Source organism: Ottowia thiooxydans (genome assembly GCF_040548795.1).
Classification (GTDB): domain Bacteria; phylum Pseudomonadota; class Gammaproteobacteria; order Burkholderiales; family Burkholderiaceae_C; genus Ottowia; species Ottowia thiooxydans_A.
Genome location: NZ_JBEPSH010000001.1, coordinates 761,847 through 781,228 on the forward strand (window position 1 = coordinate 761,847; position 19,382 = coordinate 781,228).

Sequence of the window (19,382 nt, forward strand, 5' to 3'; positions counted from 1 at the left end):
ACCACCCCAGGAGCCCCATGATGATTCGTAGAACCTTGATGCGCTGTGCCCTCGCCCTGTTCCCGCTCGCGGCGATTGCCAATGATGGCAAACCCGTGGAGTGGGTCGTCGGCTACGCGCCGGGAGGCGGCTCCGACGTGGTCGCCCGCATGCTGGCCGATGCCATGAGCAAGAGCATGGCCCAGAACTTTATCGTAGTGAACAAGCCCGGTGCCGGCGCAAACATCGCGGCCGAGTACGTGGCCAAGACGCGCAGCCCCGAGCACACCGTTTCCACGGTTGATTCTGCCGTGCTCGCAGCCAACCCCTTTCTCTACAGCAAGCTCACCTACAACGCCGAGAAGGACTTCGCGCTGGCTGGCATGATCGCACGCTTCCCTCTCGTTCTGGTGGTCGCGCCCAATGCACCGGTGAAAACCCTGCCTGAGTTCCTGGCCTGGGCGAAAAACGACCCCAAAGGCGTCAGTTACGGCAGCCCCGGCGCCGGCAGTCCACACCATCTGGCTGTAGAGATGTTCCGTGCGCAAACTGGCCTTGCGCTCACGCACGTGCCTTACCGGGGCGCGGCACCGGCCATTGCTGATGTGGTCGGCGGCCAGTTGCCCTTCATGTTCGTCGACACTTCCAGCGGCGGCCCCTTCATCGCTTCGGGCAAGGTCCGCGCGATCGGCGTGGCAAGCGGTCAACGCGTCAAATCCATGCCCGACGTGCCCACGCTGGCCGAGCAGGGCCTGACCGGCTTTGAGGCCTACGCTTGGCAGGCACTGGTAGTCCCTGCTGCCACCAAGCCGGCGACGAAGGAAGCCTTGAACAAGGCGCTGAACGCGGCACTGAACTCCGATGATGTGAAGGCCCGCATGGCGACGCTTGGCATCGAGCCGCTGCCCACCTCGGCAGCGGAAGCCACGCGCTACGCCGCTCAGGAGCGCGAGCGTTGGGGCCGCGTGATCCGAGACGCCAACATCAAGCTCGATTGAGAGGGCATCATGTCCCGCTACCACGACAACCCCGCCGCCGTGGCTGCGCTGGTGCGCGACACCGAGGTGCACAAGGACTGCTACGTCAGCGACGAAGTCTTCGCGCTAGAGATGGAGCAGTTGTTTACCCACACCTGGGTCTATGTCGGCCACGCCAGCCAGGTTCCCAAGCCTGGCGACTTCTACGGCACAACCGTGGGCGACCAGCCCGTGATCATGGTGCGCCACACGGACGGCAGCATCAAGGTGCTGTACAACCGCTGCGCGCACAAGGGCGTGCAGATCGCACCTGAGGGTTGCGGCAACACTGGCAAGTTCTTCCGCTGCCCCTACCATGCCTGGACCTACCGCACCGACGGCAAGCTGCTGTCCATCCCGCTCAAGAAGGGCTACGACAACACAGGCTTCGAGAACTGCGAAGCCAGCCGCGGCCTGGCGGCCGTTGGCGCGGTCGAGGTCTACCGGGATTTCGTTTTTTGCCGACTGAACCCGGAGGGAATCTCTTTCGCGGAATTCTTCGGTCCGTCGCTGTCCACGCTGGACAACATGGTCGATCGCTCACCCGAAGGCCGACTCGAAGTGGCTGGGGGCGTGATGCGTTACTTGCATCACTGCAACTGGAAGATGCTGGTGGACAACCAGACCGACACCTGCCACCCCATGGTCGCACACGAGTCGTCGGCTGGCACCGCAGTGAAGGTCTGGCAACAGGCACCCGAAGGCACGCCCAAGCCCATGGCTGTGGAGCTGTTCGCGCCCTTCGTGAACCCTTACGAGTTCTTCGAGAACATGGGTATCCGCGTCTGGACCAACGGCCACGGCCACACCGGCGTCAGCGACTCCATCCACGCTGAGTATTCGCCTGCGGCGGGCTACTGGGAGAGCATGGTTGCGGCCTACGGCGAAGAGCGTGCACGCAGCATCCTCAGCGAGGTGCGTCATAACACCGTGTACTTCCCGAACATCATGGTCAAGGGGCCGATCCAGACGCTGCGCCTTTTCAAGCCGCTGGCTGCCAACAAGACGCTAGTGGAAAGCTGGACCTTTCGGCTGGTCGGCGCGCCCGACCTGCTGCTGGAGCGCACGCTCATGTACAACCGCCTGGTCAATGCGCCGACCTCGGTCGTTGGCCATGACGACCTCGAGATGTACGAACGCGCTCAACAGGGCCTGCATTCGCGCGGCGCCGCGTGGGTGAACGTCGGGCGCTTGTACGACAGCGCCGAACACGGGCAGACCGACGCCGTCACCAACGGCACCAACGAATGGCAGATGCGCAGCCAGATGCGTGCCTGGGTACGGTTCATGACGGCCGGCATGGCGAAAGGGGAAGCTGCATGACTGCGCCCACGGACACCCAGCTCATCGATTTCGTACTCGATGAGGCCGCCATGCTTGATGCGCTGCGCTTCGAAGACTGGCTGCAACTGTTCACCGAAGACGGCCACTACTGGATGCCGCTCGCGCACGGCCAGACTGACCCGCGCCTGCACGCCTCGTTACTGTATGAAGACAAGCTGTTGCTGCAGGTGCGCGTGGCGCGCCTGGCCGGTGCGCGTACTTTCTCGCAACAACCTGTCAGCCGCTGCCACCACCTGCTGCAGCAGCCGCGCGTGCTGGCACGTGACGACGCGGCCGGCATCTTCACCTGCCGCACGTCCTTCCACTATGTCGAAACCCGACAGGACACGCAGACGCTTTATGCGGGCTGGGCCACGCACACGCTGGTACAGCAGGCCGGAGCCTTGCGCATCAGGGAAAAGCGCGTAGACCTCGTCAACTGCGATGCAGCCTTTGGCAGCATGCAGCTCTTCATGTAAGCCCGCCATGCAAAAACCTATTCCTCTGGCCCAGGCCTTCGCCCCGCCCGATCGCACGCTGCCGCGCATGTTGCAGCACCAGGCCGCCCGTTTCGGCGGGCGCACGCTGTTCGTGGCCGGCTCCGTACGCTGGACCTTCGCCGATGCGCTGCGTATCGCAGGTGCCTATGGCACGGCGCTACAGCAGGCCGGCGTGCAGGCCGGCGACCGCGTGGCGCTTCTGTGCTCGAACCGGGCGGAGTTCATGCAAGTGGTGCTGGGCTGCGCCTGGATCGGCGCCGTGGCGGTACCAATCAACACCGCCTCGCGCGGTAGCCAGCTGCAGCACATCCTGTCCAACTCCGGGGCGCGCCTGCTGGTCACTGAGGCCGAGGGCCTGCAGGCCGTGCGCGCGCTGGCGGTGCTGGAAGCCCCTGCGCTGCCGCTGCAATCAATCTGGTTGCTCGACGCGTCAGCCGAGGGCGAGGTCGGTTGCACGCCCTTCCCCGCTGAGCCGGCCGAGACCGCAGCGCCGGCCGCCGTGCGCCCGGGTGACACGCTTCTGATCCTCTACACCTCGGGTACGACCGGCCTGTCTAAGGGCGTTTGCTGCCCGCATGCGCAGTTCTTCTGGTGGGGCGTGCACAGCGGCAGCCTGCTGGGCCTGCAGGAGGGCGAGGTGCTGCTGACTACGCTGCCGCTGTTCCACACGAATGCGATGAACGCCTTCTTTCAGGCCTTGCTGAGCGGCTCGACGCTTGTCGTGGAGAAGCGCTTCTCGGCCTCGGCCTTCTGGTCATCACTGGTGCGGCACCAGGCCACCGTCACCTACGTGCTGGGTGCAATGGTGCCCATCCTGTTGTCCAAGGACACGACTCCGGACGACCGCGCCCACCGCGTGCGCATTGCGCTGGCACCCGGCGTGCCGCCGCAGTTCCACGCCGTGTTCACCAAGCGTTTCGGCATGCGGCTGCTGGACGGTTATGGATCCACTGAGACCAACTTCGTGATCGGCCTGGACGCCGAGCAGCGCCCTGGCAGCATGGGTCGCACCGGCGATGGCTTTGAGGCCTGCGTGGTCGACGAGGACGATAACCCCGTTCCGCGCGGTCAGCCCGGCGAGCTGTTGCTGCGCGCACGCGACCCCTATGCGTTTGCCACAGGCTACTTCGGTATGCCCGAGAAGACGGTAGAGGCCTGGCGCAACCTGTGGTTCCACACTGGCGACCGTGTGGTCTGCGACGCCGACGGTTTCTTCACCTTCATGGATCGGCTGAAGGACGCGATCCGTCGGCGCGGCGAGAACATCTCGTCCTATGAGGTCGAGCAGGTGCTGCTGAGCCACCCGGCCATCGCGGTCGCGGCCGTGTACCCAGTCAAGAGCGAGATGGCCGAAGACGAGGTCATGACGGCCATCGTGCTGCGCGAAGGCGCCAGTCTAGACGCCGTGGCGCTGATGCAGTTCTGCGAGCCACGCATGGCTTACTTCGCTGTGCCGCGTTTCGTGGAGTTCATGGCGCAGTTGCCGGCCACCGAGAACGGAAAGATCCAGAAATTCAAGCTGCGTGAACGCGGCACCACCGAACAAACCTGGGACCGTGAGGCGGCCGGCTACCAGCTCAAACGCTGAAAGGAAGGAACCGTATGAAACGCATTCTCCTGAAAGGTCTCGTGGCGTGCTGCGCCAGCCTCATGTTGGCCACTGCGGGCGCGCAGGGCACCTACCCCAGCAAGCCGATCCGGATCATCGTGCCGTTTCCGCCCGGCGGGGGCAGCGACATGGTGGCGCGCATCGTGTCGACGCGGCTGTCCGAGAGCTGGAAGCAGCCGGTGTTGGTGGACAACCGCCCCGGCGGCAACACCATCATTGCGGCCGAAGCGGCCGCCAAGGCCGCGCCCGATGGCTACACGCTGTTCGTGGCCATCGACTCCACGCTGGCCATGAACCAGAGCCTGTACAGCAAGCTACCCTACGACCCGGTGGCCAGTTTCACACCGGTCACGCTGGCCATCACCATGCCTATGGTGCTGGCCGTGCACCCCACCACACCCGCCAAGAACGTGCCCGAGCTGCTGGCCCTGGCGCGCGAGCGCAAAGGCGAACTGGCCTATGCGCACGGCGCACTGCCGGCGCAGGTGGCTGGCGAGGTTTTCAAGGCCGCCACCGGGGCCAAGTTACTGGCCGTGCCCTACAAAGGGGGTGCACCGGCCATGACCGACACCGTAGGCGGCACCGTACCCGTGATCTTCGATGCACTCGGCCCCGCCATGCCCTTCCTCAAGGCCGGCAAAGTGCGGCCGCTGGCGGTCACCAGCGCCCAGCGCAACCCGCTGCTGCCTGACGTCCCCACGCTGGCCGAGTCTGGCCTGCCCGGTGTGGACCTGGTGACGTGGATCGGCTTCGTGCTGCCAGCCGGGGCAGACCCTGTCATCGTGCAGCGCCTGCACAACGAGCTGGCGCGCATCCTGCAACTGCCTGCCACGCGCGAGCAGCTTGCTGCTCAGGGCATGACAGTGGTGGCCAACACACCCGCGCAGTTCGCGCAGGTGATCCGTGACGACACGGTCAAGTTCGGCCGCATCATCAAAAGCGCCGGTATCCGCCTGGATTGACATGGCCCACTTCCATACTCGCAAAGGATACGAAGGCGTGGCCGTCGCCGTGCCCGTGACGGTGCCCTACGAGCGCTATTCCACGCGCGGTGCGCACTGGTTCATCGGCAGCGCTCTGCATGCCTTGCTCGAACAATCCGGCCTGCCCAAGAGCGCCATCGACGGGCTTACGGTCAGCAGCTTCTCGCTGGCGCCCGACACGGCCGTCGGCGTGACCCAGCACCTGGGCCTGTCGCCCCGCTGGCTGGACCACATCCCCACGGGCGGTGCCAGCGGTGTCATGGCGCTGCGCCGCGCGGCGCGGGCCGTGCAGGCCGGCGACGCCGACATCGTGGCCTGCATCGCGGCCGACACCAACCATGTGGACTCGTTCCGCCAGACGCTGGGGGGATTCAGTGACTTCGCGCGTGACGCCACCTACCCCTATGGCGCGGGTGGGCCGAACTCGATGTTCGCTTTCATCACCGCCAACTACATGCGCACCTATGGCGCCACGCGGGAGGACTTCGGCCGCATCGCAGTGGACCAGCGTGCCAATGCGCTGCGCAACCCGAACGCCTTGTTCAAGAAGCCTTTGAGCTTGGACGAGTACGTGGCCGCCAAGGCAATCTCCGCACCCATCCATTTGTTCGACTGCGTAATGCCCTGCGCGGGCGCTGAGGCCTTCCTCGTGATGTCCGAGGCGCGCGCGCGCGACCTGGGCCTGCCGCATGCACTGCTACGCGGCGCTATCGAGCGCCACAACGCCTATGCCGACGACCCGGTCATGCTGCGCGGCGGCTGGCGCATGGACCGTGACGAGCTCTACGCCATGGCCGGTGCGCAGCCGGCAGACATCGACTTCGTGCAGACCTACGACGACTACCCGGTGATCGTGATGATGCAATTTGAAGACCTGGGATTTTGTGACAAGGGCGAGGGCCCCGCCTTCGTGCGTGCACGTCGCACAACGCACGACGGTGACTTTCCAAACAACACCAGCGGCGGCCAGCTTTCGGCTGGGCAGGCCGGTGCGGCGGGCGGCTTTTTGGGGCTGACCGAAACCATTCGACAGCTCATTGGCGCGGCCGGCGAGCGGGCGGTTGCCAACGCGCAGCTGGGCCTGGTGGGCGGCTTCGGCATGGTCACCTACGACCGCTGTCTGTGCACCGGTGCCGTGGTGCTGGGGGCTTCAACATGAGCATTCCTATGCCGCGTCCGTCGCGCAAGAACCCCATCCTGCGCACGCCGCAAATTAACCTGCCGCCCAGCGCACGGGGCCGTGTGGCCCTGGGGCTGACGGCCGCAGCCGCCGAGGGCCGCTTTGAGCTCCAGGTCTGCGAAGACTGCGGCGCAGTGCAGTACCCTCCGCGTGAGGCCTGTGGGCGCTGCGTGTCAGCCCGGGTGCGCTGGTGTGCCCAGTCTGGTGCTGGCCAATTGCTGGCCGAGACCACGCTGGATCACAGCAACGACCTGTTCTTCCGCGAACGCCTGCCCTGGCGGCTGGGCATGGTGCAACTGGACGCCGGTCCCAGCGTGATGGTTCATTTGCACGGGGATGTCGGCGCTGCACCAGAACGAGTGCGCGTCGGCGCCCGCATCGACCGTAGCGGCCAGGCTGTGCTAATCGGATTTCCCGAGAAAGAGAGCGAACACATGGCAGACGACAAGATGCTGCGCGAGATGGCCTGCGACCCGCGCTTTCGCAAGGTGCTGGTCACCGACGGCAAAACCCCGGTGGGCCAGGCCGTGGTGCGTGCGCTGCTCAAGGCCGGTGCCGACCTGGTCTGGGTCGGCCATGCCGAACCCTGGAAGAAGGCGTCCGGCGTGGCCGAACTCGCCGCGCTAGCCAAGGTCGCACTGGTGCCGCTGGACGTCAGCGATGAGCGCTCGGTGACCGAGCTTGCGGGCCAGATCGGTGGCAAGGTCGATATCGTGGTCAACACGGCCGAACTGCATAGGACCTTTGGCATCAACGCACGGCGCGGCACCGACGTAGCCAAGGCCGAAATGGAGGTCAACTATTTCGGCCTGCTGCGCCTGGCCCAGGCCTTCGGCCCGGCGCTGCGCGGCCGCTCAGCTGACGGTGCCACCCACGCCTGTGCCTGGGTCAACGTACTGTCGATCTATGCGCTGGCCAACTACCCAGCGCAGGGCACGTTCTCAGCCTCCAAGGCGGCGGCGCTTTCGCTGTCGCAATGCCTGCGCGCCGAGATGCGGCCGGCCGGCGTGCGGGTCATTCACGTGTTCCCGGGCCCGGTGGACGACGAATGGAACCAGAACATGCCGCCGCCCAAGCTCGGCCCCGCTGCGCTGGCATCAGCCATCGTCAAGGCCTTGCAAGACGGAGTGGAAGACGTTTACCCGGGCGACATCGCGCAGGAGTGGCTGGCCCGCTGGCGCGACAACCCCAAAGTGCTCGAGCGCGAACTCGCTGCAGGAGGATCTTGAGATGACGACCGCTAGCCACAATGCTTCTCCCATCCTGGCCAACCTGGTTGCCGCACTGGCCAGCGGTCAGGTCCGCGTGGTCGACCTCACGCAGACGCTGGCGCCCGAGTTTCCCGCCATCGCGCTGCCGCCCGAAATGGGCCAATGCCAGCCATTCCGTGTCGAGCAGATATCGGCCTACGATGAGCGCGGCCCGGGCTGGTACTGGAACAACTTCTCGTGCGGCGAACACACCGGAACGCATTTCGACGCGCCCATCCACTGGATCTCGGGTCGCGACCTGCCAAACAATTCGGTGGACACCATCGACCCGCAGCGCCTCGTCGCACCCGCCTGCGTTATCGATTGTTCGCGCCAGGCTGCGGCCGATGCGGACTACTTGATGACCGTCGCAGACATCGAAGCCTTCGAGGCCGCACACGGCCGTATACAGGCGGGCTCCTGGGTGCTAATGCGCACCGACTGGTCGCAGCGTTGGTCGAAAGCGCAGGACGGCCAGGCCTTCCAGAATATGGACGACACCGGCCAGCACACACCCGGCCCCAGCACCGAGGCCGTGCGCTTCCTGGTGGAGCAGCGCGATGTGCTGGGCTTCGGCACGGAGGCCATCGGCACCGACGCCGGCCAGGGCTACCACCTGCTGCCTCCGTACCCCTGCCATTCGCTCATGCACGGCGCGGGCAAGTATGGGCTGCAGTGCCTGACCAATCTGGATCAGCTGCCACCCACGGGCGCCGTGCTGTTCAGCGCGCCGCTGAAGATCCAGAAGGGCAGTGGCAGCCCCCTGCGCGTGCTGGCACTGGTGGAGGCATGAGCATGGCAGACCATAAGATCGCCGCCGTCACCGGTGGCAGCGCTGGCATCGGCAAGGCCATCTGCGAACATCTGCTGGAACAGGGCTACGAGGTGGTGTCACTCGCGCGCCGCGCCAGCCCCATCACACATCCAAGGCTGCACAACATCGAGGTCGACTTGACCGACCGCGCCGCTACGGGCGAGGCAGTGCGCGACATGGCACGCCGCTTCGAAGTAACCACGCTGGTGCATAACGCCGGCGTCATCCGCGCGGCGCTGCTGCCCGATGTGCAGTTATCCGACCTGGACGCGCTGGTCGACCTGCACCTGGGTTGCGCCGTGCAGATGCTGCAGGCCACATTGCCGGCGATGCGTGCACGCCGGTTCGGCCGCTTGGTGTTGTTGTCCTCGCGCGCCGCGCTGGGCCTGCAGACGCGCACCAGCTACTCGGCCACCAAGGCCGGCATGCTGGGCATGGCACGCACCTGGGCGCTGGAACTCGCGGCCGACGGCATCACGGTGAACGTGGTGGCGCCAGGACCGGTCCGCACCGACATGTTCTACGATGTGGTGCAGGAAGGCAGCGAAAAAGAGCGCCAGCTGGCTGCATCAGTGCCCGTCAAGCGCCTGGGCGAATCGGCCGACGTGGCGCGCGCAGTCGGCTTCTTCGCCGATGCGGCCAACGGTTTCGTCACCGGCCAGGTGCTGTATGTCTGCGGCGGCACCAGCGTCGGCAGCCTCGCGTTGTAATTTTTCACCAGGAGAGCCCTCATGAACCCTGCACACCATGCTCTTACACGCCGCCATCTGTTGAGCCTTGCCGCCGGCCTCGCGGCCTCGGGCGTGTCGGCCCAGCCTGCGCCCTGGCCCAGCCGGCCGCTGCGCATGGTCGTGGCCTTCCCGCCCGGCGGCCTGGCCGATGTGCTGATCCGCCTGCTAGTGCCACAGCTCAGCGAGGCGTTGGGCCAGCCCGTGGTGATCGACAACCGTGGCGGCGCCAGCGGCAACGTGGCGGCGGTCGAAGTGGCACGAAACGGTGGCGACGGGCACACGCTGCTCGTGAACGTGACGACGCTCGAGTCGGTCAACCCTCTCATGTTCGAGCGTATGCCACTGGACCCGTCCAAGGACTTGCAGCATGTGGCGCTGCTGGCCAACACCCAGCTGTTCCTGGTCACACGACCCACGCTTGCGCCCAGCACGCTGGCTGAATTCGTGGCTTATGCGCGTGCCAACCCCGGCAAGCTCAGCTATGGCTCGGCCGGCAACGGCACCACGCCGCACGTGGGCGGTGAACTGTTCAAGCAGACGGCCGGCATATTCGCCACGCACATTCCCTACCGGGGCATGGCCCCTGCGATCCAGGACGTGATGGCCGGGCAGATCGACTATGCGTTCGTGCCGGGCACGGTGTTCCCCAGTGTGAAGGCTGGCAAACTCAAGCTGCTGGCCGTGGCCAGCAGCCAGCGCGCGTCCTACTACCCCAATGCCCCCACGGTGGAGGAATCGGGCTTTGGCAAGGTTTACGTGGACACGCCTTTCGCGGTGTACGCGCCTGCCGCGATGCCGGCGGTGAATGTGGCCCGTGTGAATCGCGAACTCAACAAACTACTCATGTTGCCTGCCGTTAAGGCGCGGTTCGCAGATGTGGGCGCTGAGCCGGTCGCATTGTCACCGGCGGAAGTTGCGAAGATGGTGAAAGCCGAGAGCGCTCTGTTCGGACCAATCGTAAAGGCACGCGGCATCAAGTCCGATTGACGCCATGAGGGAGAGCCCAGAATCACCCTGGTAGTCGATGCAGTTCGATGATACGCCGCAAGGTGACCTTTAGCGCTTCAGCGCGCTTCAACCCGAAGGGTTGCAGCACTCGTCGTTCGTGCTCTTTGGCCTTCTGAATCAAGCTGGCCACAATGGTCCCTCCAGCCTCTGTGATGCGAACCATGGTGACGCGACGATCGGTTCCATGCGCAAAGCGCTCCACGTATCCCCTTGCCTCCATGCGGTCAAGCAGGCGAGTGATCGTTGGTTGTTTGCTGACGGAAATTTGCGCTAGTCCACCAATACTAATGCCAGGTTGGCCGGTCAATGAAGCCAGTATTCGCCATTCAGTCACAGAAAAGCCTGCTAATTGCACTTCACGATGAAATTCTGTCGATATGAGGTTGCTGGCCTGCGCCAGCAACGCGGACAGATAGTCATCGACGAACGGTAAGGATAGTCCTTCGTCTTCTGGAACGTCTTCTGGAACGTCTTCATTCGAACAGACGTTCTCTTGATCGGAAAGAGGTGATGCGGTCATTCGTTGGCGTGAAATCGCTGGGTCCCCCAGGGTGCGGCTACTTCGAATGATACTGACTTACCACTCGCAACGCGTTTTCTACCATGAGGCCATTGTGGGTCACAGTGCGATGCGCACCCCGCTACATGCGGCAGGAAATTCATCCATCTCTTGGTGCCATAGCTTACACGCCTAACCCACGCCCTTCGGTACCTGATAGCTGCACCGTCGGTGTCTCCGAATGAGCCCAGCTTGAGGTTCGAAGGTGTCTATTTCTGACGGGTCGATTCACCAGCTAGGGGGCGTTGTTGGGTATGTTGGTCGTAGGCCGCAGCATGCAGTCGGCGAATTACCGCCCTTTAATATTACTTCCAACTTATCCATATAAAATTAATAGCAAAGACTAAATTATATTCAAATAACTCTTCATTAAACAGAACCAGCAAGCCCCACGATTAAATTAGAAGCCAGGCACCCAAACAGAAACCAATCCCCCTGAGTATTTCTTTTGCATCTTTTCGCCAAAACAAATTGATCCATTTTTATTAATTCAATTATATTTAAATCGCAGTCGGCGTGCATCGTTTCTCCAAGAACACTTTTAACTTGCGCGTTAAGCTTTTTTGAGAAAATTGAGTCAATGTAAATTGCCAACAAAAGAAATAACATAGAAATATATGCGCCAGTAAAAAAATCTGCGAATTGACCAGTTTTCAATATCAATAAAATTGCGAACTGAAAAACCAATCCTATTAAAAAGCAAAAAAAGTACATATAAATTCAATCCACAAAATTCATTTAATATTTTTACTATTTGTCATTATTTAAAGGAACATAAAACGCGGTTGACATTCGACACATGAAATGTAGGCAAGTAGGGTCAAAAATCACCGTTAGAATTAATTACAAAGCAATTTCCTTGGACTTAGCACTCTCTTAACCTTTCGTTGATCGCCTTCTCAATAGCGTTGAGTAGGTACTCGATAACCTTCCGTCTTGCAGTTTTAATTTCAGCCGTCACATTCATTCCTGGCGCCAATTTGATGAGCTTGCCGTCTACCTGAATGTGGTTTTGAGACAGTTTCAAAACAGCCGGAAAAATCGCTCCGCGTCTTTCATCGTTCACCGCGTCTTGCGTCACCTTGTCTACCGTGGCGTTCACTGTCCCGTAACGCGTAAACGGGAAGGTCTCCAGTTTCAGCGTGACTTCCTGACCAGATAGACAAAGCTAATATCCTTGTTTAAGTCGCTTCAGCAAAACGCCAACATTGAATTGGCAAGAGGTTTTCCCTGGGTCCGCCGACTTCCTGCTGGGCTTCCCCATCCAAGTGCGCCCATAGCATCCGCGAAATTCATTATCTTAGCCAATCCTCACCGCAAACAGCATCAAAAATCCAACGAGAGAAACAATCCAACGATTAATTTGATTGAAAAAAATCCATACAACAGTCCCCCAGCACCTGATATAAAAACTCGGGTGATGGCGATTCTTCAATATTTTCAAATCTAACTCAGATTCAACCACCCCATATCCATATGCGACAAAAGTAAATGCAGGCCCCCAAATAGCAAGAAAAACAAAAAACACAACCATGAAGTTATTTATATAAATTTATACACCTTTCAAATCGAATGCAATAGACCAATATATTAAATTAAACTCTTCAAAGATCTCATCAGCAACGGGGGGGGCAGTATCAAAAAAACCCGCAAATTTATTCATTATCAACATCAAGCAAATCATAAGCTGAGCAAGAAATCTGATCAAAAACATAAAAAATACATACAACTCAAGCCTGTAAAAGCTCTCCTGATATTTACTTCAACTACTAATTCCGCCAGATGCGGCGAGTTCAATCGATATGGCATCAAATTAAATTCCGAAATATCAATGACATCAAAAAATAACCAATTGTTAGCAAAAAAAACGAAGCATGAACCTCCTATAATGCAACTCGCTTGCAATTAACGCTCTCTTAAACTCTCGCTACCAGCCTTTTGAATTGGACTCAATAAATAATCAATCACCCTTCGCTTCCCAGTTTTAATTTCAGCCGTCACATTCATTCCTGGCGCCAATTTGATGAGCTTGCCGTCTACCTGAATATGGTTCTGAGACAGCTTTAAAACCGCCGGAAAAATCGCTCCGCGTCTCTCGTCGTTCACTGCGTCTTGCGTCACCTTGTCTACCGTGGCGTTCACTGTCCCGTAACGCGTAAACGGGAAGGTCTCCAGTTTCAGCGTGACTTCCTGGCCCGGGTAGACAAAGCCGATGTCCTTGTTTTCCAGGGTGACTTCTGCACTGACCTCGGCGCTTTCGGGCACGATCACCATCAATGCCTGGGCTTCGGTGACCACGCCGCCTTCCGTGTGCAAGGCCAGTTGCTGCACCGTGCCAGCCACAGGAGCGCTCAAAGTCGCCAATTGCTCGCGCTGGGTCGCCTTGGCTAATTCCTGGTTGGTTTGATGGCGCTTGAGGTCAGCTTCGACCTCACGGTCTTTCAAGGCTTTTCTGGTTTCGGCGAGGTATGCGCCACGTGTTTGGGCTGCTTCGTGCAAAGCGGCTTGAGCTTCGCGGAAGCGTGCCTGCTGGGTAGCAAGGTCTTGTTCAAGCTCGATCCGCTCACGCATGCGGTCCTGATTGGCATGGCCAGACATGAAACCCTGGGCTGCAAGGGACTGGAAGTCCTGCTCACGTTGGCGCGCAATAGGAAGGGTGGCTTCGATCTTGGCGAGCATGGCTTGAACGGTGGCTTGTTCGGCATCTCGGCGCTGTTGTTCGGCAGCCAGACGCGCCAGCCGGGCCGTGATGTCACTCCACTCTGCGATGAGCTGGGAGTTGGCCTCGGATCGTGTGGCCGCGCTCCACTCAGCCGGAATGTCTTTGGGGTCAAACGACACTCTCGATGTCGAACGGCTTGAGAGCCAATGGAGCAAGGCGCGCGAGCGCAGCCACTCCGACTGCGCCGCCCGTCCGCTTTCCGTCAGGCTGGATTTGTCAGCCTGGGCAGTGGTGGGGTCCAATTCCACCAGTGGCTGCCCTGCCTTGACCTGGTCGCCATCCTTCACGAGGATGCGACGTACCACGCTGCGTTCCAACGGCTGAATAAGCTTGGTCCGGTCGCTCACTATGATGCGACCGGGTGCCACCGCAACGATGTCGATGGAGCCCAGAATGGCCCAGACCACGGCGATGACGAACAGCACCATGATGATCCACGCCAGACGACGTGGCGCTGGATGGACTGGAGTCTCTTGGAGGCTCAGCGCTGCCGGCAGGAAGGCGCTTTCATCTGCCAGGCGCGTGGGTCCCGCCAAATCGGCGCGGTTCTCCCACGCAGAGCGAAAAACTGCACGGTATCTTGCGAGCAAATCCAGCAACGGATGTCGCTGCTCCGCTGCGGGCGTATTGGCGCTCATGCCAAGGCCTCTTCAGGCAAGGGTACGGACACGGCGCTGGGGGTTGGTGCGCTGCCCTGCCCTCCCTGCATTCGCCATAGATGCGCGTAAAGGCCTTGCGGTTGTTGAACCAACTGGTCGTGAGGTCCCGCTTCCACAATTCGCCCTTTGTCCATGACGATGATGCGGTGCGCCTGGCGGACCGCGCTCAAGCGGTGAGCAATGATGAGCACTGTACGTCCGTGGCAAATGGAGGCCATATTGCGCTGAACGATGGCCTCGCTCTCGTAGTCCAATGCACTGGTGGCTTCATCCAATATGAGGATGCGCGGGTTGGTAAACAGCGCACGCGCAATGGCGATACGCTGGCGTTGCCCGCCAGAGAGGCTGCCGCCCTGCTCTCCTACCAGCGTGTCATAGCCTTCTGGAAGTTCACTGATGAACTCGTGCGCGCCCGCCAGGCGTGCCACCCGCATGACGGCCTCGAGCGGTGCAGCCGGGTCGGCAATCGCGATGTTCTCGCGCACGCTGCGGTTAAACAGCAAGTTTTCCTGCAGCACGACGCCCACTTGCTGGCGCAACTGCGCCGCATCGATAAGCCCGATATCGATGCCGTCGACCAACACTTTGCCCTGCTCCGGCACATACAGTCGTTGGACGAGTTTGGTCAGTGTGCTTTTGCCTGAGCCCGAACGCCCCACAATGCCCAGAACCTCGCCTGGGCGCACGTCCAGGCTCAAGCCCCGCAGTACTGGAGTCGCTTCAGGGCGGTAGCGAAAATGCACGGTGTTCAAAGTGATACGCCCTTGAACGCGCGGCAACTGGGCGGCGCTGCTGGGGGGCGCCTCTGTCCTGGTGTTCAATATGTCGCCCAGTCGCGCCATGGAGATGCCGGTCTGCTGGAAATCTGTCCATAGCTGAGCCATTCGCATGATGGGTTGGGCCACCCGCTGTGCAAACATATTGAAAGCGATGAACTGGCCTACGGTGAGCTGTTCGCTCATGACCAAGTGAGCGCCATACCAGAGCGTGGCCGCATTTACCAGCTTGCCAATCAGGTTGACTCCTTCGTGCGCCCAACTGGCGACGTTCTGGGCCTTGAAGCCTGCGCTGACATACGCCGCCAGATGGCTATCCCAGCGGCGAGCAAAGGTAGGCTCCAGGGCGCTGGCCTTCACAGTCTGTATGCCTGTGATGGTTTCGACCAGCATGGCCTGGTTTTCCGCGCCGCGCGCAAATTTGTGGTCCAGGCGGCGCCGCAGAATGGGCACCACCATGAGGCTGAGTCCAAAGTACAGCGGCAGACTGACCAGGACGATGAACGTCAGCGGTACGCTGTAGAACAGCATCACGCCAACGAAGATGACCGAGAACATGACATCCAGCACCACGGTCAAGGCATTGCCTGTGAGAAAACTCCGGATGCTTTCAAGCTCTCGCACCCGCGCCACAGAATCTCCCACGCGCCTTGCCTGGAAGTAGGCCAAAGGCAAACACATCAGATGGCGAAAGAGCTTGGCGCCCAGCTCAACGTCTATGCGATTGGTGGTGTGGCTGAACACATAGGTGCGCAGCGCGTTCAAGATGCTCTCGAACACCACCACAGCTACGAGCCCAATCACGAGTACATCCAGGGTGGTCACGCCTCGATGCACCAGCACCTTGTCCATGACCACTTGGAAAAACAAAGGGCTCACCAAGGCAAAGAGCTGAAGCATCAAAGAAATGAGGAGGACTTCGCCCAGCAGCTTTCGGTATTTGACGAGGCTGGGAACGAACCAGGAGAAGTCGAATTTGGCGAGTTGGCCCGTCAAGCTTGCACGGCTGGTCATCAGGATCAGCTCACCTGTCCAGGCTTGCGCAAAAGCATCTAGGGTCTGCACTACAGGCCGGCTTGCGGATCCGCTGGCTGCGGGATCCTGGATCAGCACGCGCTGGGTATCGCACTGCGCCAGTACGACGACCCTAGTGCCTCCATCCTTTGAACGCAGTATTGCCAGCGCCGGCAAAGGACTGAGAGAAAGGCGTTGAACGCTGGAGCGGGACAGTTTGGCCTTCAAACCCAGGTGCTTCGCAGCGCGGAGTAGATCTTCCTGGCTCGCTGCCTCGCCGGGCTGCAATCCCATCTGATGCGCGAGCGTGGCGGGATCTACCGCCGTCTGGTGCAAACGCGCCAGGGAACACAGTGCCATCAAACTTTTGGTGGCCTCAGAGGGCCCTTCGCCGGCTGTCTGGTCGTTCACTCCTCCGTTTTGAATTGCCTGTATCTCATCCTGCATGCGCGCGCCTATCTCAAAACCACTGAGTTCGTGATTGAATATATAAGTTCTAATTACATTGATGCGAACTATAGCCGTAAAAAGAACGAACTTAGACGTGGATATGAGAGCCAAGCCAGACTGAGAACCGGAAGCACTTCACGTTGAGTGACCAGGAAAAATAATTAGTTCCAATTTACTCATTTTCTCCAAATTTCTTTGACAGCTCGTTCGGCCCGGATAGGCAGGCGTTCATTCGCCGGGTTCTAATCGGCGAGAGTTGCCAAGAATGGAGGTGGGTAAGCTAAGGTCGCCAGTACGGCCATCGCGAACGGAGAAGGCAAACAGCCTCAACTAGTGTGAAAATACGCCTAAGTCATCTCCAGACGAGAAGACTATAAGAAATGAAACCCACAGAGCGCAGTTTTGTCCGTCGCATTGATCTCACCTCGCTTCAGCTTTTTGTAGCTGTGTGCGAGCTGGGCAGCATTGGGCGCACAGCAGAGCGTGAGTTCATTGCCGCATCGGCCATCAGTAAACGGCTGGCTGACCTGGAAGAAGCCTTGGGGACCAGCCTTCTCTATCGGCACACGAGAGGTGTCGACCTCACCCCAGCCGGGGAAAACCTGCTCCATCACGCCCGCAGTGTGCTTTTCAGCCTTGAGAAAATGCAGGGCGAGTTGTCGGAATACGCTGATGGGGTGCGCGGCCATGTACGAATGCACGCCAGCATCTCTGCCATCGTCCAGTTTTTGCCGGAAGATTTGGGGGCTTTCTCCCACCGACATCCACAGGTCAAGATAGACCTTGAAGAGCATCTCTCCAGCGAAGTGGTGCGCGCCGTGCAGGAAGGTGCTGCCGATCTCGGAATCTGCAACGCCAGCGCTCTGAGCCATGGTGGGCCGCTTCAATCTCGCCCCTACCGTGAAGATCATCTTGCATTGATCGTGCCGAGCGGGCACCCGCTGGCGGAACGAGAGTCGATTGACTTCATGGAGACTCTGGAGTTCGACCATGTCGGCTTGCACGCCAACTCATCCCTCTACCTTGCCATGCACCACGCAGCAGGCGACGCGGGACGCTCCATCAAGCTCCGTATCAGGATCACCAGCCTGGACGCCATGTGCCGCATGATCGATAACGGCCTTGGCGTGGGAGTGATGCCTGAGCGCGCGTTTGGGCTCATGCACGGCGTGGGTGATCTCCGCGGTGTGCCTCTCACCAATGATTGGGCATCACGCCAGATCAACCTGGTCGCACGTGATTTCGACAGCCTCCCTGTGACGGCACGAGCCTTGGTCGAACACCTGACCGAGACCACTCCGTTTTCTCCCATAGCCGCATAAAATTTGACTTCCCACGAGAGACTCAATATGACATCCCGCACCCTCTACGACAAACTCTGGGACGAACATGTCGTCCATACCGAAGAAGACGGCACTGCCATCCTCTACATTGATCGCCACCTGGTGCACGAAGTCACCAGTCCGCAGGCCTTCGAAGGCCTGCGTCAGGCAGGCCGCAAAGTCTGGCGCGTCAGTTCGGTGGTGGCTACTGCTGACCACAACACGCCCACCACGGGTTGGGAGCGAGGCTACGACGGCATTGAAGACCCGATCAGCAAAGAGCAGATCACTACCCTGGATGCCAACATCAAGTCCTTTGGTGCAGCCGCTTTCTTTCCGTTCCTGAGCGAACGCCAGGGCATCGTGCACGTCATTGGCCCAGAGAATGGTGCTACCTTGCCCGGTATGACGGTCGTGTGCGGAGACAGCCACACCAGTACGCATGGAGCTTTCGGCGCCCTCGCGCACGGCATTGGCACCAGCGAGGTAGAGCATGTCATGGCCACCCAAACGCTCCTGGCCAAGAAAGCCAAGAACCTGCTGATCAAGGTCGAAGGGAGCCTGCGCCCCGGCATCACTGCCAAGGACATTGCCCTGGCTATCATCGGCAAGATTGGTACGGCAGGCGGTACGGGTTATACGATCGAGTTCGGGGGCAGCGCCATTCGCTCGCTGTCCATGGAAGGCCGCATGACCTTGTGCAACATGGCCATCGAAGCAGGCGCCCGCGCAGGACTGGTCGCTGTCGATGAGAAAACCATCGAGTACGTCAAAGGTCGTCTGCTCTCGCCTGGAACCGATCAGGTGTCAGGCAAGTTTGTGGGTGGGCCCGAATGGGATCAAGCGGTCGCGTATTGGAAAACGCTGCATTCCGATGCAGACGCCAAGTTCGACACTGTGGTGGAACTCGACGCCGCCAGCATCGTGCCGCAGGTGACTTGGGGCACCAGCCCGGAAATGGTGCTGGGCGTCGATGCCCGAGTGCCTGATCCAGACAAAGAGAAGGATGCCAACAAGCGTGGCGCCATTGAGCGCGCACTTGTCTATATGGGCCTGGAGCCGAACAAGGCGATGGAAGACATCCATATAGACAAGGTTTTCATCGGCTCATGTACCAACAGCCGAATTGAGGACATGCGCGAAGCTGCTGCCGTGGTCAAACGACTTGGTCAGAAGGTTGCGCGTAACGTTAAGCTGGCCATGGTGGTGCCTGGCTCGGGCCTGGTCAAGGCCCAGGCCGAAGCAGAAGGCCTGGACAAGATTTTCACGGCCGCGGGATTCGAATGGCGTGAGCCAGGCTGCAGCATGTGTCTGGCCATGAACGCGGACAGACTGGAACCCGGTGAGCGCTGCGCCAGCACCAGCAACCGCAACTTCGAAGGTCGCCAGGGCGCTGGTGGTCGCACGCATTTGGTCAGCCCTGCCATGGCCGCGGCTGCTGCAGTGCACGGACATTTTGTAGATATCCGCCGTTTTTCCTGAGCGGT

The 19,382-nt window shown here is 60.5% G+C and carries 16 protein-coding genes; 12 read left to right on the top strand and 4 right to left on the bottom strand.

Annotated features, from left to right (window positions below; translation table 11 throughout):
* Nucleotides 1-17: 17 nt before the first annotated feature.
* Genes ABIE13_RS03485 through ABIE13_RS03530 form a run of 10 tightly spaced genes read left to right on the top strand, consistent with a single transcriptional unit; the run spans nt 18 to nt 10,372 of the window.
* Nucleotides 18-977, top strand: a complete 960-nt coding sequence (locus ABIE13_RS03485) for a Bug family tripartite tricarboxylate transporter substrate binding protein (protein WP_354441161.1) — start codon at nt 18-20, stop codon at nt 975-977.
* A 9-nt stretch (nt 978-986) separates the two neighbouring features.
* Nucleotides 987-2,318, top strand: coding sequence for an aromatic ring-hydroxylating dioxygenase subunit alpha (locus tag ABIE13_RS03490; protein WP_354441163.1), 1,332 nt, complete (start codon nt 987-989; stop codon nt 2,316-2,318).
* Nucleotides 2,315-2,797, top strand: coding sequence for an aromatic-ring-hydroxylating dioxygenase subunit beta (locus ABIE13_RS03495; RefSeq protein WP_354441164.1), 483 nt, complete (start codon nt 2,315-2,317; stop codon nt 2,795-2,797). Before ABIE13_RS03490 ends, ABIE13_RS03495 begins: the two co-directional genes overlap by 4 nt.
* 7 nt (nt 2,798-2,804) lie before the next feature.
* Nucleotides 2,805-4,406, top strand: a complete 1,602-nt coding sequence (locus ABIE13_RS03500) for an ATP-dependent acyl-CoA ligase (RefSeq protein WP_354441166.1) — start codon at nt 2,805-2,807, stop codon at nt 4,404-4,406.
* Between the two features lie 14 nt (nt 4,407-4,420).
* Entirely contained in the window at nt 4,421-5,389 is a 969-nt protein-coding gene (locus tag ABIE13_RS03505; protein WP_354441167.1) for a Bug family tripartite tricarboxylate transporter substrate binding protein, read from the top strand.
* A gap of 1 nt (nt 5,390) precedes the next feature.
* Nucleotides 5,391-6,569: a thiolase family protein gene (locus ABIE13_RS03510; RefSeq protein ID WP_354441169.1), complete on the top strand. Its 1,179-nt coding sequence runs from the start codon at nt 5,391-5,393 to the stop codon at nt 6,567-6,569.
* Complete coding sequence (locus ABIE13_RS03515) at nt 6,566-7,819, top strand: SDR family NAD(P)-dependent oxidoreductase (RefSeq protein WP_354441171.1); 1,254 nt, start codon at nt 6,566-6,568, stop codon at nt 7,817-7,819. The genes ABIE13_RS03510 and ABIE13_RS03515 overlap by 4 nt, the downstream gene beginning before the upstream one ends.
* A 1-nt stretch (nt 7,820) precedes the next feature.
* The gene (locus ABIE13_RS03520) at nt 7,821-8,633 is read left to right on the top strand and encodes a cyclase family protein (RefSeq protein WP_354441173.1); all 813 of its coding nucleotides are present in this window, start codon (nt 7,821-7,823) and stop codon (nt 8,631-8,633) included.
* Between the two features lie 2 nt (nt 8,634-8,635).
* Entirely contained in the window at nt 8,636-9,364 is a 729-nt protein-coding gene (locus ABIE13_RS03525) for an SDR family oxidoreductase (RefSeq protein ID WP_354441175.1), read from the top strand.
* A gap of 21 nt (nt 9,365-9,385) precedes the next feature.
* Nucleotides 9,386-10,372 carry a Bug family tripartite tricarboxylate transporter substrate binding protein gene (locus ABIE13_RS03530; RefSeq protein WP_354441176.1) on the top strand — a complete coding sequence of 329 codons (987 nt, stop codon included), beginning with the start codon at nt 9,386-9,388 and terminating at the stop codon, nt 10,370-10,372.
* A gap of 22 nt (nt 10,373-10,394) precedes the next feature.
* On the opposite strand, the gene ABIE13_RS03535 is transcribed toward ABIE13_RS03530, so the two are convergent.
* The 4 genes from ABIE13_RS03535 to ABIE13_RS03550 form a co-directional block, all read right to left on the bottom strand.
* Complete coding sequence (locus ABIE13_RS03535; RefSeq protein ID WP_354441177.1) at nt 10,395-10,913, bottom strand: MarR family winged helix-turn-helix transcriptional regulator; 519 nt, start codon at nt 10,911-10,913, stop codon at nt 10,395-10,397.
* 904 nt (nt 10,914-11,817) lie between these two features.
* Nucleotides 11,818-12,054 carry a hypothetical protein gene (locus ABIE13_RS03540; protein WP_354441178.1) on the bottom strand — a complete coding sequence of 79 codons (237 nt, stop codon included), beginning with the start codon at nt 12,052-12,054 and terminating at the stop codon, nt 11,818-11,820.
* A gap of 803 nt (nt 12,055-12,857) precedes the next feature.
* Nucleotides 12,858-14,312 (bottom strand): HlyD family type I secretion periplasmic adaptor subunit, encoded by a 1,455-nt coding sequence (locus ABIE13_RS03545; protein WP_354441179.1) that lies wholly within the window; start codon nt 14,310-14,312, stop codon nt 12,858-12,860.
* The gene (locus ABIE13_RS03550) at nt 14,309-16,483 is read right to left on the bottom strand and encodes a type I secretion system permease/ATPase (protein ID WP_354441181.1); all 2,175 of its coding nucleotides are present in this window, start codon (nt 16,481-16,483) and stop codon (nt 14,309-14,311) included. The genes ABIE13_RS03545 and ABIE13_RS03550 overlap by 4 nt, the downstream gene beginning before the upstream one ends.
* A 470-nt stretch (nt 16,484-16,953) precedes the next feature.
* Here ABIE13_RS03550 and ABIE13_RS03555 point away from each other — a divergent pair, with 470 nt between their 5' ends.
* Nucleotides 16,954-17,895, top strand: a complete 942-nt coding sequence (locus tag ABIE13_RS03555; RefSeq protein WP_354441183.1) for a LysR family transcriptional regulator — start codon at nt 16,954-16,956, stop codon at nt 17,893-17,895.
* A gap of 27 nt (nt 17,896-17,922) precedes the next feature.
* Complete coding sequence (gene leuC / locus ABIE13_RS03560; RefSeq protein WP_354441185.1) at nt 17,923-19,377, top strand: 3-isopropylmalate dehydratase large subunit; 1,455 nt, start codon at nt 17,923-17,925, stop codon at nt 19,375-19,377.
* The last annotated feature ends 5 nt before the right edge of the window (nt 19,378-19,382 follow it).

What these genes read in the sequence shown, in the direction of transcription:
- ABIE13_RS03520 (WP_354441173.1), top strand. Translation starts at nt 7,821, where the DNA reads ATGACGACCGCTAGCCACAATGCTTCTCCCATCCTGGCCAACCTGGTT.
- ABIE13_RS03535 (WP_354441177.1), bottom strand. Translation starts at nt 10,913, where the DNA reads ATGACCGCATCACCTCTTTCCGATCAAGAGAACGTCTGTTCGAATGAA.
- ABIE13_RS03490 (WP_354441163.1), top strand. Translation starts at nt 987, where the DNA reads ATGTCCCGCTACCACGACAACCCCGCCGCCGTGGCTGCGCTGGTGCGC.
- ABIE13_RS03555 (WP_354441183.1), top strand. Translation starts at nt 16,954, where the DNA reads ATGAAACCCACAGAGCGCAGTTTTGTCCGTCGCATTGATCTCACCTCG.
- leuC (WP_354441185.1), top strand. Translation starts at nt 17,923, where the DNA reads ATGACATCCCGCACCCTCTACGACAAACTCTGGGACGAACATGTCGTC.
- ABIE13_RS03510 (WP_354441169.1), top strand. Translation starts at nt 5,391, where the DNA reads ATGGCCCACTTCCATACTCGCAAAGGATACGAAGGCGTGGCCGTCGCC.
- ABIE13_RS03495 (WP_354441164.1), top strand. Translation starts at nt 2,315, where the DNA reads ATGACTGCGCCCACGGACACCCAGCTCATCGATTTCGTACTCGATGAG.
- ABIE13_RS03525 (WP_354441175.1), top strand. Translation starts at nt 8,636, where the DNA reads ATGGCAGACCATAAGATCGCCGCCGTCACCGGTGGCAGCGCTGGCATC.
- ABIE13_RS03550 (WP_354441181.1), bottom strand. Translation starts at nt 16,483, where the DNA reads ATGGCACTGTGTTCCCTGGCGCGTTTGCACCAGACGGCGGTAGATCCC.
- ABIE13_RS03505 (WP_354441167.1), top strand. Translation starts at nt 4,421, where the DNA reads ATGAAACGCATTCTCCTGAAAGGTCTCGTGGCGTGCTGCGCCAGCCTC.
- ABIE13_RS03515 (WP_354441171.1), top strand. Translation starts at nt 6,566, where the DNA reads ATGAGCATTCCTATGCCGCGTCCGTCGCGCAAGAACCCCATCCTGCGC.
- ABIE13_RS03500 (WP_354441166.1), top strand. Translation starts at nt 2,805, where the DNA reads ATGCAAAAACCTATTCCTCTGGCCCAGGCCTTCGCCCCGCCCGATCGC.
- ABIE13_RS03530 (WP_354441176.1), top strand. Translation starts at nt 9,386, where the DNA reads ATGAACCCTGCACACCATGCTCTTACACGCCGCCATCTGTTGAGCCTT.
- ABIE13_RS03545 (WP_354441179.1), bottom strand. Translation starts at nt 14,312, where the DNA reads ATGAGCGCCAATACGCCCGCAGCGGAGCAGCGACATCCGTTGCTGGAT.
- ABIE13_RS03485 (WP_354441161.1), top strand. Translation starts at nt 18, where the DNA reads ATGATGATTCGTAGAACCTTGATGCGCTGTGCCCTCGCCCTGTTCCCG.